This is a genomic window from Embleya sp. AB8 (assembly GCF_049739465.1).
Lineage (GTDB): Bacteria > Actinomycetota > Actinomycetes > Streptomycetales > Streptomycetaceae > Embleya.
Map to the genome: position 1 here is coordinate 35211 of NZ_JBMHHY010000048.1, position 19422 is coordinate 54632.

The window sequence follows — 19422 nt, forward strand, 5'->3', positions numbered from 1 at the left end:
ATGGCAACGACCCAGCGGGTATTCAACCTGGCGGACCTGTTCGAGGTCGTGGTGGACGCCTGTCCGGATCGGCTCGCGCTGGTCGCGGGCGAGGTCCGGCTGACCTATCGCGAACTGGACGAGCGAGCCAACCGGGCGGCGCACGCGTTCGTCTCGGCGGGGCTGGCGACCGGCGACCACATCGGCATCTACTCGCGCAATCGGGCCGAGTGGTTGGAGGCGATGATCGGCGCGTTCAAGGCGCGGATGGTGCCGATCAACATCAACTACCGGTATGTCGAGGACGAACTTCGCCACATCGTGGACAACGCCGACCTCGCCGGCTTGGTCGTCGAGGCGGGATACCTGCCGAAGGTGACGGCGGTGCGGGCCGGGGCGCCGGGCCTGAAGTGTGTATTCGTCGTGACGGACGAGTCCGACGAGCAACCCGACGAACAACCCGGCCAGAAGATCGACCAAAAGACCCACATCGACTATGAAGCGGCGCTCGCAGTCGAGAGCACCGCTCGCGATTTCGAGCAGCGCTCTGCGGACGACCGATACATGGTCTACACCGGCGGCACCACCGGCTTCCCCAAGGGTGTCGAGTGGCGCTCGGAGGACATCTTCTGCGCGGCGATGGGCGGCGGGAACTTCGGCGGCGAGCCGATCGCCGACCCCGAACTGCTCGCCGCGAAGGCCGAGGGCGCGCCCCTGGTCCAGATGCTGACCACGCCGCTGATGCACGGCAACGGGCAGTGGATCACCTGGATCACCCTGTTCAGCGCGGGCACGGCGGTGTTGTGGACCGGCCTGCGCTACGACCCGGCGGCGATCCTGCGCACTGTCGAGCGCGAGCGCTGCGTAACGATGATGCTGGTCGGCGACGCGATGGCGCGTCCGATCGCGGACGAGTTGGAGCGCGGCGACCACGCCATCGAGACGCTCAAGGTGATCGGCTCCGGCGGCGCGCTGCTTTCACCGTCGGTCAAGGCCCAGCTCGCCCGGCTGATCCCCGGTCTGTACATCGCCGACAGCTTCGGTGCCTCCGAGTTCGGCGCGGGCAGCTCGCAGACGGCCGGCGGCCGATTCCCGCTCAAGCCGAAGACGGCGATCCTGGGCGAGGACCTGCGCCCGGTGGGCGTGGGCGAGAGCGGCCGGCTGGCCCGGACCGGCCACATCCCGATCGGCTACTACAAGGACCCGGTCAAGACGGCCGAGACGTTCCACGTCGACCCCGACGGCGTGCGCTGGGTGATCCCCGGCGACTTCGCCCGAGTCGAGGACGACGGCGACGTGACCCTGCTCGGTCGCGGCTCGGTCTGCATCAACACGGGCGGCGAAAAGGTCTTCCCGGAGGAGGTCGAGGGCATCCTCAAGGCCCACGCGGCGGTATACGACGCGGTGGTGGTCGGCATCCCGGACCCACGCTTCGGCGAACGAGTGGCAGCGGTGGTGTCCCTACGCGAGGGCCACTCGCTGACCATCGAGGACGTGACCACACACGCAAAGCCCCACCTCGCCGGCTACAAAATCCCCCGCGACCTGGTGGTGGTGGACGAGGTCCCACGAACCCCGGCGGGCAAGCCCAACTACCGCTGGGCAAAAGAGGTGGCGGAGGCAAAGAGCTGACCCAGAGCGGCGGAGCCGGCGCCGGGATGGGTCGGGAGCAGCCAACCCACCAACTCCCGGCCGGCCACCCCGGGGGCCGCGGGGCCAGACCAGGTCGCCCCGCCGCCTCCAGAACCGCAGCCATCGACGTGGAGGCAACGGGTGGAGCGGGCGGGTACACCCTCCCGAGCCAAGTGCAACGCAACCGCAGCCCGTTCACGTATCGTGGGCCGATGACCGTACCCCACCAGCGAAGCGCCCTACACGCCACCGGCATCCGTTGGCAGGACGGCCGAGCGCACCTGGTGTCGGTCGACCCGAGTGGCCACGAGTCGCAACAGGCGCTCACCCCCGGCACCCTCGCCGGATGGCGCCTGCACGGCCCCCGCACCTGCGTCGGCATCCGGCGCAAGGACAGGCACACGCCGTGTCCCACCGGGTCCGCGTTGCCGGCAAGTGCAGCCCGGTCCCAGTGCGACGCCTGCGCCCTCGCCGACCCCGGTCGCAAGTTGGCCCGGGATCAGGCAATGGACGATCCGCGGCCGTTCTCGCTCTACCTCGCCTGGTTCGGCCCCGGTCTGGTCAAGGTCGGTCTCACCGCCACCGAACGACGCGCCGCCCGCCTCGCCGATCAGGGTGCGCCGCAGTACACCTGGCTCGCCCACGGCCCGCTGATCCCGATCCGCGCCACCGAACGCGCCTGCTCCGCGACGGGGATCGTCCGCGAACGCATCCCGCACCGGGCCAAGGCCGCGGCCTGGTGGCGCACCCGCGAGGTCGGCCCGCCGGCCGAACTCGCCGCCGCGCACGAGCGGTTGACCGCACTGCTCCCGGACACCCTGACCCCGGCGCCCTGCGACATCCAGGACCTGAGCGGCTTCTATGGCCTGACCGACGCACCCCCTCCGACCCGCAACCAGATCGCCGCACTCGACGAAGACGCGCTGCTGTACGGCGAGTTCGCGTGCGTCGCGGGCCACGATGCCCTTCTGCACACGGACACCGGGCCGCTGTTCGTGGACCTGCGCCTGCTCACCGGCTGGTGGCTGACCCCCGACCGAGGCCCGGTCCGCGGCGTCACCGTCAAGCCCCTGGACACCGGTCGTGCCCCGGACGGCTCGGTCCAGGAGAGCCTCTTCGGATAGCAGCCGGTCCGGCCCGGTTCAGATCCGATCCGACACCCCACACTCGTCGCGCCCGAAGGACATCGGGTTGCGTCGATCGTACGGATCGGACCGGTGGGACGGCTCGGCTTGCGGGCCCGAGTTCGTACTCGAGAACTCCGGATGCACGTACCCGTCCCGCTGTGAACACGCGGAGTTCGCGATATCGAGGCCCACCCCGACCAGCGCCACCGTGCCCGGCGGGGTCGGTGCCGCGTCGCCGGCTCGGGCCCGCCTGGTGTTCAGCTCGCGACGGATCACCGAGCGGGTCACCTCTGCGCCCGAACCACCACCGGTCCTGGCCACCGGGTAGACGAACGAATAGTCCGCGTGCACCACCAACCCGCCCTTGGCGTCCAGGTCGTAGCTCATCACCCCGGTCACCTTGACCACCTTGCCGACCGGTTCGACCTCCTTGGGATCGAACCGGGTCACCCAAAGCAGCGGACTGTCCTCCCACCGGTTGGCCGCGATCGCGGCCTCGAGCCGCTCGCCGAACCGGGTCGCCGGGTCGACCGCGGCCAGGAACGCGGCCGGGCGACCCCCCGCGAGCACGTCGCGGTCCAGGTTTCCCGCGATCAGCAGCCGGCGGGTGGTCTCCAACGCGTCGGCGACCTCCGCCGGAGTGAAGCCGGCCACCGGCTTGACCTCGGGCAGGGTGATCCCCGCCTCGTTGTCCGCGTAGCTCACCGCCGGCGATCCCGCGAACGGATTCGCCCGGGTCGGCCGGCCCGACTGCCCGGCGCCACGCGGTCCGCCGGACGGCGCCGAGGTCGCGATCAGGGTCACCGGCGGCTGGTTCACCGGTTCGTCCGCGGTGGCCGTATTCGACGACTCGAACCAGCCGAACACCCGGTCCGGCGCGGCGGCGAAGGCCACCAGGGCCAGCACCGCAACCGTCACCACAACGGTCCTGAGCCGCTTCCGGCCACCCGGCCGCCGTGGCCCGTCGGCTCGCCAAGGCTGCTGCTCCGGCGGCTCGTTCGCCCATTTGCGGGCCAACATCCGAGCCCGCGCCGAACCCTCGGTCCGGGTCGCGCCCTTGACGAAATCCTCGTCGAACACGTAGCCCGCGAACGGGTCGTTCGGATCGGCCCCACCCGACCCGTCGCCCGACTTTCCATCCATCCGGTCGCGGCCCTCGCCTGCGTCCCGGTCCCCCCTGTGCTCCGACACGCGAGCAAGATACCGGCGCCAACCGACAGGTCCGATCAGGGGTGGCCCGGATCACGTTTCCACACCGAATCAGCACCTGGAAGCCACGGATCGTTTCCGCCGCGGTTGCATCGCGACCGGCAGACCCCGATCGATGGCAGGCTTGACTTCGAGTTCACTCCAATTCATAAAGTCCCGAACATGAACAGCACAAACACCGTCGCCACCACCGCCGTCGCCAACACCGCCGCCGCCGCGACCGCCACCCTGGACGACCGCTACGAGCGCGGCCTGGCCGTCCTGCGACAGGTCGCCGGCACCGACCGGCCCGCCGTACTCGAAAGCCTTGCCGACATCGCCCCCGATCTGGCCCGGTACACCGTCGAGTTCGGCTACGGCGACATCTACTCGCGGCCCGGACTGACGCTTCGGCAGCGGCAGTTGGCCACCGTTGCGGCGTTGGCCGCACTCGGCAACGCGGCGCCGCAGCTGCGTTTCCACCTGGCCGGCGCGCTCAACGTCGGATGCACCCGGCGCGAGATCGTCGAAGTCCTGATCCATACCTGCCTCTACGCCGGATTCCCCGCCGCACTCAACGGACTCACCGCCGCCCGTGAGGTGTTCGAGGCCCACCCGGCGACCGAGGCCGCGCACGAGACCGAAGCGGAGGCCGCCGAGCCCACCGGGACTGCCGCCGACGACCGCTACCGGCGCGGCCTGATCGCGCTCGCCGAGGTGGACGGGCACGCCGGCGAGCAGGTCGTGGCATCGCTTCGCGACATCGCACCCGATCTGGGCCGCTATGTGGTCGAGTTCGCGTTCGGTGACGTGTACTCGCGCGCCGGCCTGGACCTGAAGTCGCGCGAGCTGGCCACGATCGCGATGTGCACCGCGCTCGGCACGGCCGCGCCGCAACTCGCGGTGCACATCCACGGCCTGCTCAACGTCGGCGGCACCGAGGCGGAGGTGGTCGAGACGATCACCCAGATGGCCGGCTACGCCGGCTTCCCCGCCGCGCTCAACGGCATCACCGTCGCCCGCGCCGTGTTCGCCGAGCGGGCGGTCTAAGCAGGCGGTCTAGGACGCCTCGTCGTTCGGGAGCAGATACACATCGCGCCCCTCGCGGTCCACGAACGCGTCGCTCGCCCGGAAGCCGACCCGGCGGGCCAGGGTCAGGGACGGCACGTTGTCCCCGTTGATCACCGCGAAGATCGGCATCGTCGGGTGCGTGCGACGGGCCAGCTCGATCGTCACGTCGACCGCCTCGCGGGCCAGTCCCCGGCCCCACACGATCGGCGCGAAGCGGTAGTAGAGGTTGAACACCGGTATGCCATCCGGCCGCAGCCGCCGAGTCAGCTGCGTCCCGGCGAAGCCGAACACCGCGTCCGGATCCGTGCGCAACGCGACGGCGCAGTAGCCGATCCCGTCCCGCGTCCAGTCCTCGATCATCGTGCGGAGGAACTCGACGCCCTCCTCGGCCGAACGCATCGGCCCCAGCGGGTTGTAGCGATTGGTCTCCGGATCCCCGTGCACGGCAAACACCGCCGCCGCGTCGTCGGGGTGGGGCCGGGTCAGGATCAGTCGGGCGGTCTCGACGACCGTGATGCGAGGTGCCACGCGCGTACCATTCGGTTCGATTCCGGTGGTGTCCGGAATGCTCAGACGTTCAACTGCTCGGAGATTGCCAGGAGTTCGGACACCGCGTCGCCTTCACCGGGAACGGATCCGCCGACCCTGGGATGTGCCATTCCGTCACCCCACCCCGGTCCCACGCAGCTCGATCCGCCAGTCGTTGCAGACGATGGGGTGACCTGTGGGGTATTCGAAGTCGCAGGTGCCGCGCAGGGTGAAGCCCGCCCTGCGGCAAACCGCGTTGGACGCCGGGTGTTCGACCTTGGGATAGGCGTGCAGCCATCGGGATCCGCCCTCGGCCCGGGCCGCCTCGACCACCGCGCGCGCCGCAGCGGCGGCGAGCCCGTGCCCCTGGTGTTCGGGCAGGATGCCCCACCCGGTCTCGTAGACCGCCTCGCCCTGCCACTCCTTGGCCCAGAAGCCGATCCCGCCCACCGGGGTGTCGGTCGCGCTCGACACGACGCGGTACATCCGCCCGGTCGCGCCGTCGCCCATCGCCAGGTAGCGCCGATGGCGCGCGGCCACCTGCTCCTCCGACTCCGGCCCGCCGAGGTACTCAGTCATGTCCGGCGCGTTCATCCGCTGCAGCAGCGGCAGGTCGTCCGCCGACCAGGGCTCGATCCGGACGACTGCCTCGGGTGCGTGCTCCGCCATCGTGCTCGGCTCCTGGTGGTGCGGTGGACGGGTCCGGCCAAGTTGATCACCTCGCACCGACAATCGCCGCCGACGCGTCAGACCTGGTAGCGGTTCGGGGCGAAGGCCTGTGGGTTGGCGGCCACCCACGCGGAGGTGCGGCGCAGGCCCTCGGCCAGGTCGATCCGCGGTTGCCAGCCCGCGAGTTCGCGGGCCTTGGTGTTGTCGGACAGCAGCCGCTCGACCTCGCTGCCGGGCGGGCGAAGGCGGGCGGGGTCGACCACGATCTCGGCGTCCCGGCCGGAGGCGTGGATCAGGGCTCGGGCGAGTTCGCCGATCGAGACCTCGGTGCCGGTGCCCAGGTTGATCACCTCGCCGATGGTGGCGTCGGCCGGCGCGACCGCCAGGAAGCCCTCGGCGGTGTCGGTCGCGTAGGTGAAGTCCCGGGTCGGGGTGAGCGAGCCGAGCCGGATCTCCCGGCTGCCGGCGTGCAGTTGGGCCAGGATGGTGGGGATCACCGCGCGGGCGGACTGCCTCGGGCCGTAGGTGTTGAACGGGCGCACCACCGACACCGGCAGGTCGAAGGCGTGCCAGTAGGACAGCGCCATCATGTCCGCGCCGATCTTCGAGGCGGAGTACGGCGATTGCGGCTGGAGCGGGTGGCGTTCGTCGATCGGCGCGGTGATCGCACTGCCGTACACCTCGCTGGTGGAGGTGTGCACGAGCCGCGCGCCGTGCCGCACACAGGCGGCGGCGACGTTCTGGGTGCCGACCACGTTGGTCTGTACGTACGCCTCCGGCGCCTGGTAGCTGTACGGGATCCCGATCAGCGCGGCCAGGTGGAACACCGTGTCGCAACCTTGGACCGCGTCCAGGACTCGGTGTGCGTCGCGAACGTCGCCGGCGAGCATCTCCACCCGGTCGTCGGCCAGGTGGGCGGCGAGATGGCCGCGTTCGGCGTAGGGCTTGTAGTGCACCAAAGCCCGCACTCGGGCGCCGCGCTCGAGCAGCAGGTCCACCAGGGTGCTGCCGATGAAGCCCTCCGCGCCGGTGACAAGCACGGTGCGGCCGGTCCAGGCGGTGGTGGTCGGGTCCGGCTTCGGGTCGGTCTGCTCGGTCATGCGATCTTCCTTGCTTGCTGGGCGGGTTCGGGAATCGGGTGGGCGGTGCGGCCGATCGTGCGGAGCACCTTGGCGGCCAGTCGGTCGGCGGCGTGGGTGTGCGTGCCGGGCTCGACCGGGCGGGCCATCGCGGCCAGGCGCAGCGGGTCGGCGAGCAGCGGTTCGAGGAGGCCGGCCAGGTGCTCGCCGGTGCAGTCCGCGTCCGGTACGAGCAGGCCGGCGCCGGCGTCGCAGAGCACCCGGGCGTTGTGCGTCTGGTGGTCGTGTGGGGCGTGTGGGTAGGGCACCAGGACGGCGGGGACACCGATCGTGGCCAACTCCGCGACGGTGGCCGAGCCGGCTCGGCAGATCACCAGGTCGGCGGCGGCGTAGGCCAGGTCCATCCGGTCCAGGTAGGCGACCGCCTCGGCCACCGGGCTGTCCGCGAGCTCGGCCCGGACCGCGTCGAACGCCGTCGGGCCGGTCTTGATCAGCAGACGTACGTCGGTCCGCGCCCGCCAGCGCTCGGCCAGCATCAGGGCGGCCTCGGTCAGCCGGGTGGCGCCCAGGCTGCCGCCGTTGACCAGGATCAGCCGGGCGCCGCGCGGTACGCCGAGCCGGGCCCGCGCCTCGGTGCGCAACGCGGCCCGGTCCAGCGTGGCCAGCGCGCCGACCAGGGGCATGCCGACCGTCTCGGCCGTGACGCCGGCGGGGAGGTGGTCGCGGGTGCGGTCGAAGGCGAGGGCGAGGTGCGGGGTCAGCCGGGCCGCGAACCGGTTGGCCCGGCCGGGCACCGCGTTGGATTCGTGCACCACGCTCGGCAGGCCGGCCAACCGGGCGCCGACGATCGCCGGAGCGCTGGGGTAGCCGCCCATCCCGACGGCGATCTGCGCGCCCTGCGCGCGCAGGATCTCCCGGCAGCGGCGGCCGGATGCGAGCAGCGCGACGGGCAGCAGGAAGTGGCGCGGGCCGAGCGCCGCGTCGAACGGGATCATCTCCACGGTGTGCAGCCGGTAGCCGGCCGCCGGGATCAGCCGGGTCTCCAAACCGCGAGCAGTGCCCACGAACGAGATCACCGCTCTCGGATCAGCGCGGCGCAACGCGTCCGCCAGGGCGAGCCCCGGATAGATGTGGCCGCCGGTGCCGCCGGCCCCGATCAGCACCGACAGCGGCCGGTCCCCGGACCCTTCGTCGAGGTGTTTCAGGTCTCCTGTGCGCATGACACCGCAGCCTCACGGCCCGGGATAAGAGAGTTCTAAGCGTCCCTTTTGAGAACCTTGGCCGCATGACCATGAGCAACGGCCCCAAGGTGCTGGTCGTGGACGACGACCCGGAAGTACGCGCCGCCGTCGAGGACGGCCTCGCGGTCGAGGGCTACCTCGTGCGCGGCGCCGCCGACGGCCCGAGCGCGCTGAGCGAGGTGGCCGGCTGGCAGCCGGACGCGATCGTGCTCGACGTGCTGATGCCGGTCCTGGACGGCCTCGCCGTGTGCCGCCGGTTGCGCGCGCTCGGCGACCGTACGCCGATCCTGGTGCTGACCGCGCGCGACTCGGTCAGCGACCGGGTGGACGGACTGGACGCGGGCGCCGACGACTACCTGGTCAAACCGTTCGCCCTGGACGAGCTGACCGCGCGGCTGCGCGCGCTGCTGCGCCGGGCGGCGCCCGAGCCGCCGGCCGAGCGCAGCTACACCTACGGCGATCTGACCGTGGACCCGCTCACCCGTACCGGCCGGCGGGGCGGCCGGCCGCTGGAGTTCACCCGTACCGAGTTCGCGCTCCTGGAGTTGCTGCTACGGCACCCGGGCCAGGTGTTGCCGCGCGAGGTGATCATGGAGCGGGTGTGGGGCGCGGACTTCGGCCCCGACTCCAACTCGCCCGCCGTGTACATCGGTTACCTGCGGCGCAAGCTCGACGCGGCGGGCGAGCCGCGGCTGGTGCACACCGTGCATGGCGTCGGCTACCGGCTCGATCGTGATCCGGGGCACGGGTGAGGGCGCACGCGCGGTGGCGCCGGCGGCGGCCGTTGCGCACCCGGCTGGCGCTCGCGTGTACCGGCGCGGTGGCGCTGGTCGCGCTGGGCGTGTGTGCGGCGGCGTACACGATCATCCGCTACGAGCTGGTCCACCAACTGGAGCTGAGCCTGACCCAGCAGGCCACCCTGGTGCAGCTACAACACCGGACCGATCCGCCGGGGGTGCTCCAGGGCGAGTGTGCCTACCTGTCCGCGCCGCCGTGCACCCAGATCGTGCCGGCCGATCCTGCGGCCGACCCCGCGACGCCGTATCTACTGCCGGTCAAGCCCGCCACGCGCGAGGTCGCGGCCCGCGAGCGTCGGGCGTTCTATACGAAGGTCACCGTCGGCGGCCGGTCCGCCCGGATGTTGACCACCCAGGGCGGCCCGGGCAAGGCGGTGCAGGTGGCGCTGCGTTCGGATGGCGTGGACCGGGGCGTGCGGCAGGCGGGCGAGCTGATGGCGGCCGTCGCGGCGGCGGGTGTCCTGCTCGCGGCCGGGCTGGGCTACGCGGTGGCCCGGACCGGGCTGGCCCCCGTCGCCCGGCTGACCGCGACCGCCCGGCGGATCGCCACGACCCGGGACGCGAGCCTGCGCATCGAGCTGCCGCCGGGTCGGCGGGCGGACGAACTGACCAGTCTGGCCGGGAGTTTCAACACCATGCTCGGCGAGCTGGAGCAGTCGGTCACCGCCCGACGCCGGCTGGTCGCGGACGCCTCGCACGAGCTGCGCACGCCGCTGACCGCGCTCCGCACCAACGCCGAACTCCTGGGCCGGGCGGACCGGTTGACGGCGGGTCAACGCGACCGGGCGAGCGCCGCGCTACAGCGACAGTTGCGCGAGGTGACCGGGCTGGTCAACGACCTGATCGAACTCGCCCGGGACGAGGAGCCACAGGCGCTGGTCGAGCAGGTCCGGCCGGGCACCCTGGTCGGACACTGCGTCCGGGCGGCCCGGGACCACTGGCCGTCCGTGGCCTTCGAGTTCGTCGATCTCGCGGACGCGCGAACCGTTTCGGGCGTGCCCGCGCGGCTGGCCCGGCTGGTGTCGAACCTGCTCGACAACGCGGCCAAGTTCAGCCCGCCGGGCGGGCCGGTCGAGGTGACCCTCGGCGCCGATCTCGACCTCACCGTGCGCGATCACGGGCCCGGCATCGCGCCGGAGGATCTGCCGCACGTCTTCGACCGCTTCTACCGCGCCTCCGCCGCACGGGCGCTGCCGGGCTCCGGGCTCGGTCTGGCGCTGGCCCGGCAGATCGCCGAGGCGCACGGTGCCACGCTCACCGCCGAGGCCGCGCCGGGCGGCGGGGCGCTGTTCCGGCTGCGGTTCGCCGCACCCTCGCCCGGCGGGCGGGGGTAGTGCTCAGCCCGATCCGGCCAGCAGGTGCCGCGATCCGTCGATGCCCACACCCTCGCGGCGCAGCGCCCGGGTGCGGTGTTCGCGCGGGCTCATCCCCCGGACCCGCTTGAACGCGGTGCTGAGCGCGAACGCGTCGCCGTAGCCCACCTTCTCGGCGATCCCGCCGACCGTGGTGGTGGGGTCGCACAGCAGGTCGGCGGCCAGCGCCAGGCGCCAGCCGGTCAGGAACGTCATCGGCGGCTCGCCGATCAGTTCGGTGAACCGGCGGGCCAGCGCGGCCCTGGACACGCCCGCCTCGCCGGCCAGCGAGGCGACCGTCCAGGGTTGTTCCGGGTTGTTGTAGATCAGGCTCAGCACGTGGCCGATCACCGGGTCGCGGTAACCGCGATACCAGCCCGGCGCGTCCGTCCCGGACCGGGCGAACCAGGTGCGCAACATCGCGATCAGGAGCAGGTCGAGCAGCCGGTCCAAAACCGCGTCCTGGCCGGGTCCGTCCTTGACGATCTCGTCGGCGAGCAGCGGGATCACCGGGGAGCCCGTCTCGTCCGCCCGGATCACCGCGAGCGTGGGCAGTGCCTCCAGGAGCGGGCGGCTGACCTCGCCCGCCATCTGGTAGGTCCCGGTCAGCATGATCGTCTCGGCCTGCGCGCTGTTCCCCCACGTGCGCACGCCCAGGGCCATCTCCTTGGCCAGATCGCGCCCGTCCGGGGTCGAGCAGCGCTGGCCCGGGTGGATGATGATCTGCGGTTGCGTGTTCGGCTCGTCGGAGACCCGGTAGTGGTCGGGGCCGCGCACGATGGCCACGTCACCCGAGGTCAGCCGGACCGAATCGCCCCGGTCCAGGGCGATCCACGCGTGGCCGCGCACCATGGCCACGATGGTCAGCGGCGCCTCGTCGTGGATCCGCATGGACCACGGCGGGCTCAGCATCGACCGGAGCAGGAAGGCGCCTTGCGCCCGAGGCCCGTTGAGCAGACTCGCGAGAGCGTCCATGGCTCAAATCCTAGACGATCGAACATGTAATTGGGCGCTTCAGCGATGTTCAGTCTCACCGCGCGGGTCTTGAATAGAGCACATGACGACGAACGAACAACACCTCGCAAACTCCACCGAGGCCGCTGGAGCCACCGAAGCCACCGAAACTGTCGAAGCCACCGGAGCCGCCGGAGCCGCCGGAGCCGCCGAAACCACGCTCGTGCTCGGCGGGACCGGCAAGACCGGCCGCCGGGTCGCCGCCAAGCTCGCCGCGCTGGGCCGTCCGGTCCGGATCGGCTCGCGCTCGGCGGCCGTCCCGTTCGACTGGGCGGACCGGGCCACGTGGGCCCCGGCCCTGCGCGACGTGGACCGGGTGTACATCTCCTACCAGCCGGACCTCGCCGCCCCGGGCGGCGCCGAAGCGGTCGGCGCGTTCGCCGAACTGGCCGCCGAGCAGGGCGTCGAGCACCTGGTCCTGCTGTCCGGCCGGGGTGAGCCCGAGGCGCAGGACGCCGAGGCCCGGGTACGCGCATCGGGCGCGCACTGGACGATCGTGCGGGCCAGTTTCTTCGCGCAGAACTTCGACGAGGGCGAGTTCCTCGGCCCGATCCTGGGCGGCGAACTGGCGCTGCCGGTGGGCGATGTGGGTGAGCCGTTCGTCGACGTTGAGGACATCGCCGACGTCGCGGTCGCCGCGCTCACCGAGGCCGGGCACGCCGGCCACGTCTACGAGGTGACCGGTCCGCGGCTGTTGACCTTCGCCGACGCGGTCGCCGAGATCGCCCGGGCGTCCGGCCGGGACATCACGTTCGTACGGGTTCCACTGGCGGCATACTCGGCGGTTCTGGCCGAACACCGGGTGCCCGCGGAGGTGATCGAGTTGTTGTCGTTCCTGTTCGGCGAGGTGATGGACGGGCGCAACGCACACCTCGCCGACGGCGTACGGCGGGCGCTCGGCCGGGCACCTCGCGACTTCTCCGACTACGTAAACGACGCCGCCGAGCGCGGTGTCTGGAAGGTGTGACCATGAGCGGCCCCCTGTTCGTACTGACCCTCGTCGCGGCCCTGGGCTGCGCGTCGATGGGCGGCGTCTTCTTCGGCTTCTCCTCCTTCGTGATGGCGGGCCTCGGCCGACTGCCGGCGGCTCAGGGGGCCGCGGCGATGCGCTCGATCAACGTCAAAGCGGTGACCCCGCCGTTCATGGCCGGCCTGTTCGGCACCGCGCTGCTGTGTGTGGGCCTGGGGATCACCGCGATCGTCTCGTGGCGCGAGGCGTACGCCGGATACCTGCTCGCCGGTGGGCTGAGCTACCTGATCGGCGCGATCGGGCTCACCGCCGGCTACCACGTGCCACGCAACGACGCGCTGGCCCGGGTCGAGCCGAACTCCGAGGCGGAGGACCGCCTTTGGGCCGCCTACCGGACCGACTGGACCAGGTGGAACCACGTCCGCGCGCTGTCCGCCATCGCGGCGGCGGCCTGTCTGACCCTCGCCCTGACCCACTGACCCACCGACCCAGCGATACCGAAGGCTCGACCACTCGAAACGGGGACCCGGCATGACGACCACTCGGCACCAGCACCCGCAGCAGCTCCAACAGCCCACCACACCACGCGGTTTCGGCACCGTCCTGGGCGCCACCCTCGTCACCACGAGCCTGGTCGCCGGTGTCTACTTCTGCTTCGCCGTCGCGATCATGCCGGGCCTGGCGCACGTCGACGACCGCACCTTCATCGACGTCCTCCAGCAGGTCAACAAGCGCATCGAGAACCCCGTCTTCTTCGCCTGCTTCTTCGGCGCCCCGATCCTGGGCATCATCGCCATCGTCAAATCCCGCGGCCTGTCCCGCCCCGACCTCACCCGCTGGATCATCGCCGGCGTCGCCCTGGCCTTCCTCGGCCTGCTGATCACGATCGCCGGCAACATCCCGCTGAACAACAAACTCAAGGACGCCGGCGACCCGACGAAGATCGCCGACCCGGCCAAGCTCCGCAACGACGTGGAAAACACCTGGATAGCCTGGAACATCGCCCGAACCCTGGCCGCCACCGCCGCCACCGCAGCCCTGGCCCGAGCCCTGATCCTCTTCGGCCGCACCAGCCGCGGCCGGTGAGCGAAGACCGGGACACGTCGAAGGCCCGCCCGAATCCGGGCGGGCCTTCGACGTCGTCGGGCCGGTGGTCAGCCCTTGACGCAGATCACCTGGCGCAGTTCCGCCACCACCTCGACCAGGTCCTGCTGCTGCCGCATGACCTGCTCGATCTTCTTGTAGGCGCCCGGGATCTCGTCCACGACACCGGAGTCCTTGCGGCACTCGACGCCTTCGGTCTGCTTGGCGAGGTCAGCGACGGTGAACCGCTTCTTGGCCGCGTTGCGGCTCATCCTGCGGCCGGCGCCGTGCGACGCGGAGTTGAACGCTGCCTCGTTGCCCAGGCCGCGCACGATGTAGGACCGCGTACCCATCGATCCCGGGATGATGCCCAGGTCGCCGCGGCCGGCCCGGATCGCGCCCTTGCGGGTGACCAGCAGGTCCACGCCCTCGTACGTCTCCTCCGAGACGTAGTTGTGGTGGCAGCTGATCGGCTCCTCGAAGCCCACCCGAGCCTTGCGGAACTCGCGCCGGATCACTTCCTGGAACAGGGCCATCATGATCGCCCGGTTCTTCGCCGCGTATTCCTGCGCCCAGTAGAGGTCGGAGCGGTAGGCCGCCATCTCCGGCGTGTCGCTGACGAACACCGCCAGGTCCCGGTCGACGATGCCCTGGTTGTGCGGCAGCGACCGGGCCACCGACATGTGGTGGTCCGCCAGTTCCTTGCCGATGTTGCGCGAGCCCGAGTGCAACATGAGCCACACAGAATCGGACATATCTACACAAAGTTCTACAAAATGATTCCCGGATCCAAGCGAGCCCATCTGCTTCATGGCCCGCTCCCGGCGGAACTTCACCGCGTCCGCGACATCGTCGAAGCGCGACCAGAACTCGCTCCATCCGGCCGCGGAGAGCCCGTACAGCGTGCTCGGGTCGACCGCCTCGCCGTGCATGCCCGTCCCGACCGGAATGGCCTGCTCGATCTTCGACCGGACCTTGGACAGGTCGTCGGGCAGGTCGGCCGCAGTCAGCGAGGTCTTCACCGCGCTCATCCCACAACCGATGTCCACCCCCACCGCCGCCGGGCAGACCGCGTCGCGCATGGCGATCACCGAGCCGACCGTGGCGCCGCGGCCGAAGTGGACGTCGGGCATCACCGCGAGGCCGTGCAACCACGGGAGGGTGGTGATGTTGCGGAGTTGCTCCATGGCCTGGCCCTCGACGGCGGCGGGGTCGGTCCACATGCGAATCGGTACCCGGTTGCCCGGAACCTCGGTGTACGACATGGGTGGGTCACTCTCCTGAGTGCAGTTTAAGCGGCCGGACATGAGCGCGGCGGCTCGAAGAAGTCTCGGTCGGCTGCCCCGGCGCACTCCGGGTAGTGTGCCCGGGTGCGCCACGGGGGCAGCCGGTGGCGGGTGCCGCAGGGTTGGCGACTGCGGGACCCGCGGAGCAGGAAGCGAAGCAGGGGTTACACGCGGCGGGCCGACACACACCTGACGGGGCGTCGGCTTTGGTCACGGAACCGCACCGGCTCGCTCCTCTCCCTACGGGGACCGGACCCGTGACAGGTCCGATCCTGGCTCGGCCTCCATCAAGCCATGGCAACGAGCCACGCCGCAAAGGGTTTTCCGGTCGAAGCGGGCCGGCGGCCCGGGCGCCCCTCGCGCACCCCGCGCGCCGCGGTGACAGCCGACCGGCCCGGGCGTACATTCCCGATCCATGTTCGTCGTCGGGGTAGCCGCGTGGATCACCGCCGTCGCCTGCGTGTTGTTCGGCCGCGACCGCCGGCGGCAGCGGGTGCCGCCGGCGGTCCGCGACTTCGACGGCGACGGCCCGCTGGAACGCACCGAGTTCCCGCGCGCCGCCCGGGCGGGTTGGCTCGCCGGCATCGCCGCGGCCGTCGTCGGCTCGGTGGCGTTCGTGCTCGGCTCCCGGTGAGGCGCGGCGACGCTCAGGTGAAGACGACGGTACGCGTCCCGTTGAGCAGCACACGCCGCTCGGAGTGCCACTTGACCGCGCGCGAGAGCGCCCGGCACTCGACGTCGCGCCCGATCGCGACCAGCCCGGCGGGGGTGACCGCGTGCTCCACCCGCTCGACCTCCTGCTCGATGATCGGGCCCTCGTCCAGGTCGCCGGTGACGTAGTGCGCGGTGGCGCCGATCAGCTTCACCCCGCGTGCGTGCGCCTGGTGGTAGGGCTTGGCGCCCTTGAAGCTCGGCAGGAACGAGTGGTGGATGTTGATCGCCCGGCCCTCGAGCTGCTTGCACAGGTCGTTGGAGAGCACCTGCATGTAGCGCGCCAGCACCACCAGTTCGACGTCGTGCTCGCGCACCAGCGCGAGCAGCTGCGCCTCGGCCTCCGGCTTGGTCTCGCGGGTGACCGGGATGTGGTGGAACGGCACGCCGTACGAGCGGGACAACTCCTCGAAGTCGCGGTGGTTGGACACCACACCCACGATCTCGATCGGCAGCGCCCCGATGCCGGCCCGAAAGAGCAGGTCGTTGAGGCAGTGGCCGAACTTGCTGACCATCACGAACACCCGCATCCGGGTGTCGCCGTCGTGGATCTGCCAGTCCATCCGGAAGGACGCGCCGACCGCGGTGAAGCCCGCCCGCAGCGCGTCCAGCTCGACGCCCGGCTCGGCGGTGAAGTGCACGCGCATGAAGAAAAGCCCGGTGTCCCGGTCGCCGAACTGCTGGCTGTCCACGATGTTGCAGCCGGTCATCATCAGGAAGCTGGCCACCGCGTGCACGATGCCGCGCTTGTCCGGGCAGGACAGGGTCAGTACGTACTGACCGCCGCCCGTCGAGGCGTCGCCGCTGCCACTACCGCTACCGCCGCCGTCGAGAGGCTTGGTCTGCTCGGTCATGGACGCGCCCTTCTTCCCAATGTGCGGCGATGTGCGGCGATGTGCGGCCGGGTGTGCGACCCGGTCGACGTGTCGCGCGAGCCGGCCGGTCGTACAGGATCCCACGTCCGAGGCGGGTCAGCGCCCGCCGGTACGGATGCGCAATACGTCGAGCGAGTCGGGGCCCGCGTCCGGATCGTCCTGGTCCGCCGTGGCCAGCGCGACGTGCGCGGCGCGCGAGCGGGCCACCACCTGCGGCCAGCGCGGGTGGGTGAGGTAGGCAGGCGCCGGGGCGTCCTCGCCGATCTCGTGCACTACGGCCAGGATCTCCACCACCGCGGCGTCCACCAGCGCCGCCTCGTCCGCGTCCACCACCAGTGCTCCGACGTAGCGGCTCGCCGACCAGCGGTCCAACCACGAGTCGCCGACGAGGCGATAGACGGCGTCGGTGATCGAGCCGTACTCCGGGCGGCCGGCCAGCCAGCACTCGCGCTGGAACGTCGGGTCGCCGAACATGTGCAGCGCGGAGCGGACCTGGGCCCGCCAACGCCACCACGGAACGCTGCTCTGGCGCATACGTGCCATCGTGGCGCCTCCTCCCCTGTCCCCGCTTCGGTTTTGCCGATCCGAGCCGGATCCGATGCGATCGGCCTGCCCGCGACCGGTGCTCCGACCCGCGCCGATCATGCCGCAGAGCGGACCGTTCCCGACAGCCGGGCGGCCCGCTCCCGGGTCGCCCGCCCGGGCCCGGGACGCGCGCTCAGTCGACCACCTTGATCGTGATCAACCCGCGCTCCTCGTCGTACACGCGCAGCGCCGCCACCTCGAAGCCGGGATGCGCGCGGATCCAGTTCTGCGCCGCGAGCACCATCCGGGCCGCGGTGTTGAACGTCTGCGCGGCCTCGGTCGAGTAGTCGCCCGGCAGGTGCGAGGACAGGTCGGTGTCGACCGCGACCTCGTACTTGCCCTTGTGGTCCATGGTCAGCCGGACCTGCTGCAGCCGGACCCCCTCCGGGGTGGTGTGCAGCGCGGCCAGCATCGCGGCCCCGTAGTCGTCCGCGGCCGGTTTGCGGCCGTCCCGCTCGGCGCCGAGCCGGTAGTCGATCTGGTCCCGGTCCGAGTCGAGGATCTCGATCCCGCCCACCCACAACGCCGGATGGTCCTCCGCCCACTGCGCGGTCTCGGTGAGCAGCTTGCCCGCGCGGTCCCGGACCAGCTCCTCGGCCTGCACGTTCGAACCGTTGCCGCGTACCAGGTCGGTTTCCAGCGTGACCTTGTAGACCCTGTACGAGCTGGCCACCCGGACCCGGGTCACATGCTTCCCGTGCACGGTCGCGCGGATGTGGGTGAGCAGTTCGCTCCCGTAGGCGCCGGATTCGGGCGAGTCGCCCGCGGCGGCGGGCGGGACCACCGGCGGAGCGCCGACCGCGGTCGGGCCGGCGCCGGCCGGTGCGGCGGGCTTGTTCGGGTCCGTGGCGAGCCGCGCCGAACTCGACCCGGCGGTGGCCACGGTGTCCGCGACCTTGCCGGTGTCGGGTGATCCGGTGCAGGCCGCGGCGGCGGCCATGGTGGTGGCGAGCAGCACGACCGCCGACAGCCGTGTGCGTTTCCGTATGCGTATCAAGGTACGTGTTCACCCCCTGTCACCCAGCCATGGTGCGGGTTGGTCCTCGGCTCCTACCAGGCGGGGGGTAGCGCGCGCTGGAAATATACCGCTTTGCTCGAGGACCCACGGCCGGCCGGCAACCGCACCCGGTGCCGGAGCGGACCGCGCGGCCCGGCGGGATCAGCGCTCGGTGCCGGTGTCCGGTTCCCGGCGGGCCCTCGCCGGGAGCGTCTCGGCGATGGTACGCACCAGCGAGCCGAGCCGGCCGCGCTCGGGCCACACCGCGTCGACGCCCTGCTCGGCGAACGGACGCGCGCACACCGGGCCGATGCACACCGGCAGTACGTCGGCCCGCAGTGCGGCCAACGCCTCGGCGCGGCGGCCGAGTTCGTCGGCGACGTCCAGGAACGCGCCGATCGCGGGCGCGCTGGTGAAGGTGAGCGCGTGCAGTTCGCGGCGCGCGGTCTGCTCGACGAGTCGGCGCACCGCGCCGGGATCCTCCGCCGGGCCCCAGCGGTAGACCGGGAGCTCCAGCACCTCGGCGCCGCGCTCGCGCAGCGCGTCGGTCAGGCCCGTGGACGGCACACCGTGCTCCTGGACCGCGATCCGCCGGCCGCGCAGATCGCGCGCGAGCAGCCAGGCGAGCAGCTCGTCGCCGGCGTCCGAGCCGGGCGAGTACACCTCGCGTAATCCGTACGCACGCACCGCCGCAGTGGCCTTCGGCCCGCGACCGACCAGGACGGCCGCCCGACACGCGGCCAGGAGCCGAGGCCCTCGCCCCCACCCCTCCGCGGCCCCGAACCACCCGCGCCACCCGACCCCGGTGGTGGCCACCACGTAGTCGAGCCGCCGCTCCAACACCCGCTCGGTGGCCCGCCGCAACACCGGGTCCTCCCCCGGCTCGACGATCCGCACGGTGGGCACGTCCACCACCTCGGCGCCCAACCCCTGGAGCAGCGCGACAAGTTCCTCCCGCCGCCGGGCCGCGGTAACCCCGACGATGAACCCGACCAACGGCCCACCGCCCGCACCTGTCTCCATCCCCCGAGCCTCGCCGACGCGTGTTACGCCGTTGTTGCCACGGGGTCACGCGAGAGTTAGCACCACGAACCCCGCCAACAGGTGCCCGGGACCACAGCGCCTCGGCGGCGAGCGCGGCGAGCGCGGCGAGCGCGGCAGGCGCGGCGAGCGCGGCAGGCGCGGCGAGCGCGGCAGGCGCGGCGAGCGCGGCAGGCGCGGCGAGCGCGGCAGGCGCG

Annotated in this window: 20 protein-coding genes; 9 read left to right on the top strand and 11 right to left on the bottom strand. The window is 71.7% G+C overall.

Annotated elements, in window-relative coordinates; genetic code table 11:
* Positions 1–1611 (top strand): acyl-CoA synthetase, encoded by a 1611-nt coding sequence (locus tag ABIA38_RS43195; RefSeq protein ID WP_424644513.1) that lies wholly within the window; start codon positions 1–3, stop codon positions 1609–1611.
* Positions 1612–1823: 212 nt separating this feature from the next.
* Entirely contained in the window at positions 1824–2735 is a 912-nt protein-coding gene (locus ABIA38_RS43200) for a DUF2797 domain-containing protein (RefSeq protein WP_424644514.1), read from the top strand.
* 18 nt (positions 2736–2753) lie between these two features.
* Here the strand turns inward: ABIA38_RS43200 and ABIA38_RS43205 are convergent, their stop codons facing one another.
* Positions 2754–3929, bottom strand: a complete 1176-nt coding sequence (locus ABIA38_RS43205) for a hypothetical protein (RefSeq protein WP_424644515.1) — start codon at positions 3927–3929, stop codon at positions 2754–2756.
* Positions 3930–4109: 180 nt separating this feature from the next.
* On the opposite strand from ABIA38_RS43205, the gene ABIA38_RS43210 reads away from it, so the two are divergent.
* Entirely contained in the window at positions 4110–4976 is an 867-nt protein-coding gene (locus tag ABIA38_RS43210; RefSeq protein ID WP_424644516.1) for a carboxymuconolactone decarboxylase family protein, read from the top strand.
* A gap of 9 nt (positions 4977–4985) precedes the next feature.
* Here the strand turns inward: ABIA38_RS43210 and ABIA38_RS43215 are convergent, their stop codons facing one another.
* The 4 genes from ABIA38_RS43215 to ABIA38_RS43230 all read right to left on the bottom strand — a co-directional run bounded on the left by ABIA38_RS43215 (position 4986) and on the right by ABIA38_RS43230 (position 8493).
* Positions 4986–5525 (bottom strand): GNAT family N-acetyltransferase, encoded by a 540-nt coding sequence (locus ABIA38_RS43215; RefSeq protein ID WP_424644517.1) that lies wholly within the window; start codon positions 5523–5525, stop codon positions 4986–4988.
* A gap of 135 nt (positions 5526–5660) precedes the next feature.
* Entirely contained in the window at positions 5661–6194 is a 534-nt protein-coding gene (locus tag ABIA38_RS43220; RefSeq protein WP_424644518.1) for a GNAT family N-acetyltransferase, read from the bottom strand.
* Positions 6195–6271: 77 nt separating this feature from the next.
* A complete protein-coding gene (locus ABIA38_RS43225) occupies positions 6272–7294 on the bottom strand; it encodes an SDR family NAD(P)-dependent oxidoreductase (protein WP_424644519.1) in 1023 nt (340 codons plus the stop codon).
* The gene (locus ABIA38_RS43230; RefSeq protein WP_424644520.1) at positions 7291–8493 is read right to left on the bottom strand and encodes a UDP-N-acetylglucosamine--N-acetylmuramyl-(pentapeptide) pyrophosphoryl-undecaprenol N-acetylglucosamine transferase; all 1203 of its coding nucleotides are present in this window, start codon (positions 8491–8493) and stop codon (positions 7291–7293) included. The genes ABIA38_RS43225 and ABIA38_RS43230 overlap by 4 nt, the downstream gene beginning before the upstream one ends.
* A gap of 71 nt (positions 8494–8564) precedes the next feature.
* Between ABIA38_RS43230 and ABIA38_RS43235 the strand changes: the two genes are divergently transcribed.
* Both ABIA38_RS43235 and ABIA38_RS43240 read left to right on the top strand, forming a co-directional pair.
* Complete coding sequence (locus ABIA38_RS43235; protein ID WP_424644533.1) at positions 8565–9266, top strand: response regulator transcription factor; 702 nt, start codon at positions 8565–8567, stop codon at positions 9264–9266.
* Entirely contained in the window at positions 9263–10645 is a 1383-nt protein-coding gene (locus ABIA38_RS43240) for a HAMP domain-containing sensor histidine kinase (RefSeq protein ID WP_424644521.1), read from the top strand. The genes ABIA38_RS43235 and ABIA38_RS43240 overlap by 4 nt, the downstream gene beginning before the upstream one ends.
* A 3-nt stretch (positions 10646–10648) precedes the next feature.
* On the opposite strand, the gene ABIA38_RS43245 is transcribed toward ABIA38_RS43240, so the two are convergent.
* Positions 10649–11638: an AraC family transcriptional regulator gene (locus ABIA38_RS43245; RefSeq protein WP_424644522.1), complete on the bottom strand. Its 990-nt coding sequence runs from the start codon at positions 11636–11638 to the stop codon at positions 10649–10651.
* Between the two features lie 82 nt (positions 11639–11720).
* On the opposite strand from ABIA38_RS43245, the gene ABIA38_RS43250 reads away from it, so the two are divergent.
* Genes ABIA38_RS43250 through ABIA38_RS43260 form a run of 3 tightly spaced genes read left to right on the top strand, consistent with a single transcriptional unit; the run spans position 11721 to position 13733 of the window.
* The gene (locus ABIA38_RS43250; RefSeq protein ID WP_424644523.1) at positions 11721–12644 is read left to right on the top strand and encodes an NAD(P)H-binding protein; all 924 of its coding nucleotides are present in this window, start codon (positions 11721–11723) and stop codon (positions 12642–12644) included.
* Positions 12645–12646: 2 nt separating this feature from the next.
* Positions 12647–13126 (top strand): DUF1772 domain-containing protein, encoded by a 480-nt coding sequence (locus tag ABIA38_RS43255; RefSeq protein ID WP_424644524.1) that lies wholly within the window; start codon positions 12647–12649, stop codon positions 13124–13126.
* Between the two features lie 52 nt (positions 13127–13178).
* Positions 13179–13733: a DUF1772 domain-containing protein gene (locus ABIA38_RS43260; protein ID WP_424644525.1), complete on the top strand. Its 555-nt coding sequence runs from the start codon at positions 13179–13181 to the stop codon at positions 13731–13733.
* 68 nt (positions 13734–13801) lie between these two features.
* Here ABIA38_RS43260 and ABIA38_RS43265 read toward each other — a convergent pair whose 3' ends face one another.
* Complete coding sequence (locus tag ABIA38_RS43265) at positions 13802–14995, bottom strand: RtcB family protein (RefSeq protein ID WP_424644526.1); 1194 nt, start codon at positions 14993–14995, stop codon at positions 13802–13804.
* A 436-nt stretch (positions 14996–15431) separates the two neighbouring features.
* Between ABIA38_RS43265 and ABIA38_RS43270 the strand changes: the two genes are divergently transcribed.
* On the top strand, positions 15432–15650 hold the full coding sequence (locus ABIA38_RS43270; RefSeq protein ID WP_424644527.1) for a hypothetical protein: 219 nt from the start codon (positions 15432–15434) through the stop codon (positions 15648–15650).
* A 13-nt stretch (positions 15651–15663) separates the two neighbouring features.
* Here the strand turns inward: ABIA38_RS43270 and purU are convergent, their stop codons facing one another.
* The 4 genes from purU to ABIA38_RS43290 form a co-directional block, all read right to left on the bottom strand.
* Entirely contained in the window at positions 15664–16581 is a 918-nt protein-coding gene (gene purU / locus ABIA38_RS43275; RefSeq protein ID WP_424644528.1) for a formyltetrahydrofolate deformylase, read from the bottom strand.
* Between the two features lie 117 nt (positions 16582–16698).
* Positions 16699–17136, bottom strand: a complete 438-nt coding sequence (locus ABIA38_RS43280) for an SCO4402 family protein (RefSeq protein ID WP_424644534.1) — start codon at positions 17134–17136, stop codon at positions 16699–16701.
* Positions 17137–17320: 184 nt separating this feature from the next.
* Complete coding sequence (locus tag ABIA38_RS43285; protein WP_424644529.1) at positions 17321–18184, bottom strand: hypothetical protein; 864 nt, start codon at positions 18182–18184, stop codon at positions 17321–17323.
* 162 nt (positions 18185–18346) lie between these two features.
* Positions 18347–19207: a uroporphyrinogen-III synthase gene (locus ABIA38_RS43290; RefSeq protein WP_424644530.1), complete on the bottom strand. Its 861-nt coding sequence runs from the start codon at positions 19205–19207 to the stop codon at positions 18347–18349.
* Positions 19208–19422: the final 215 nt, after the last annotated feature.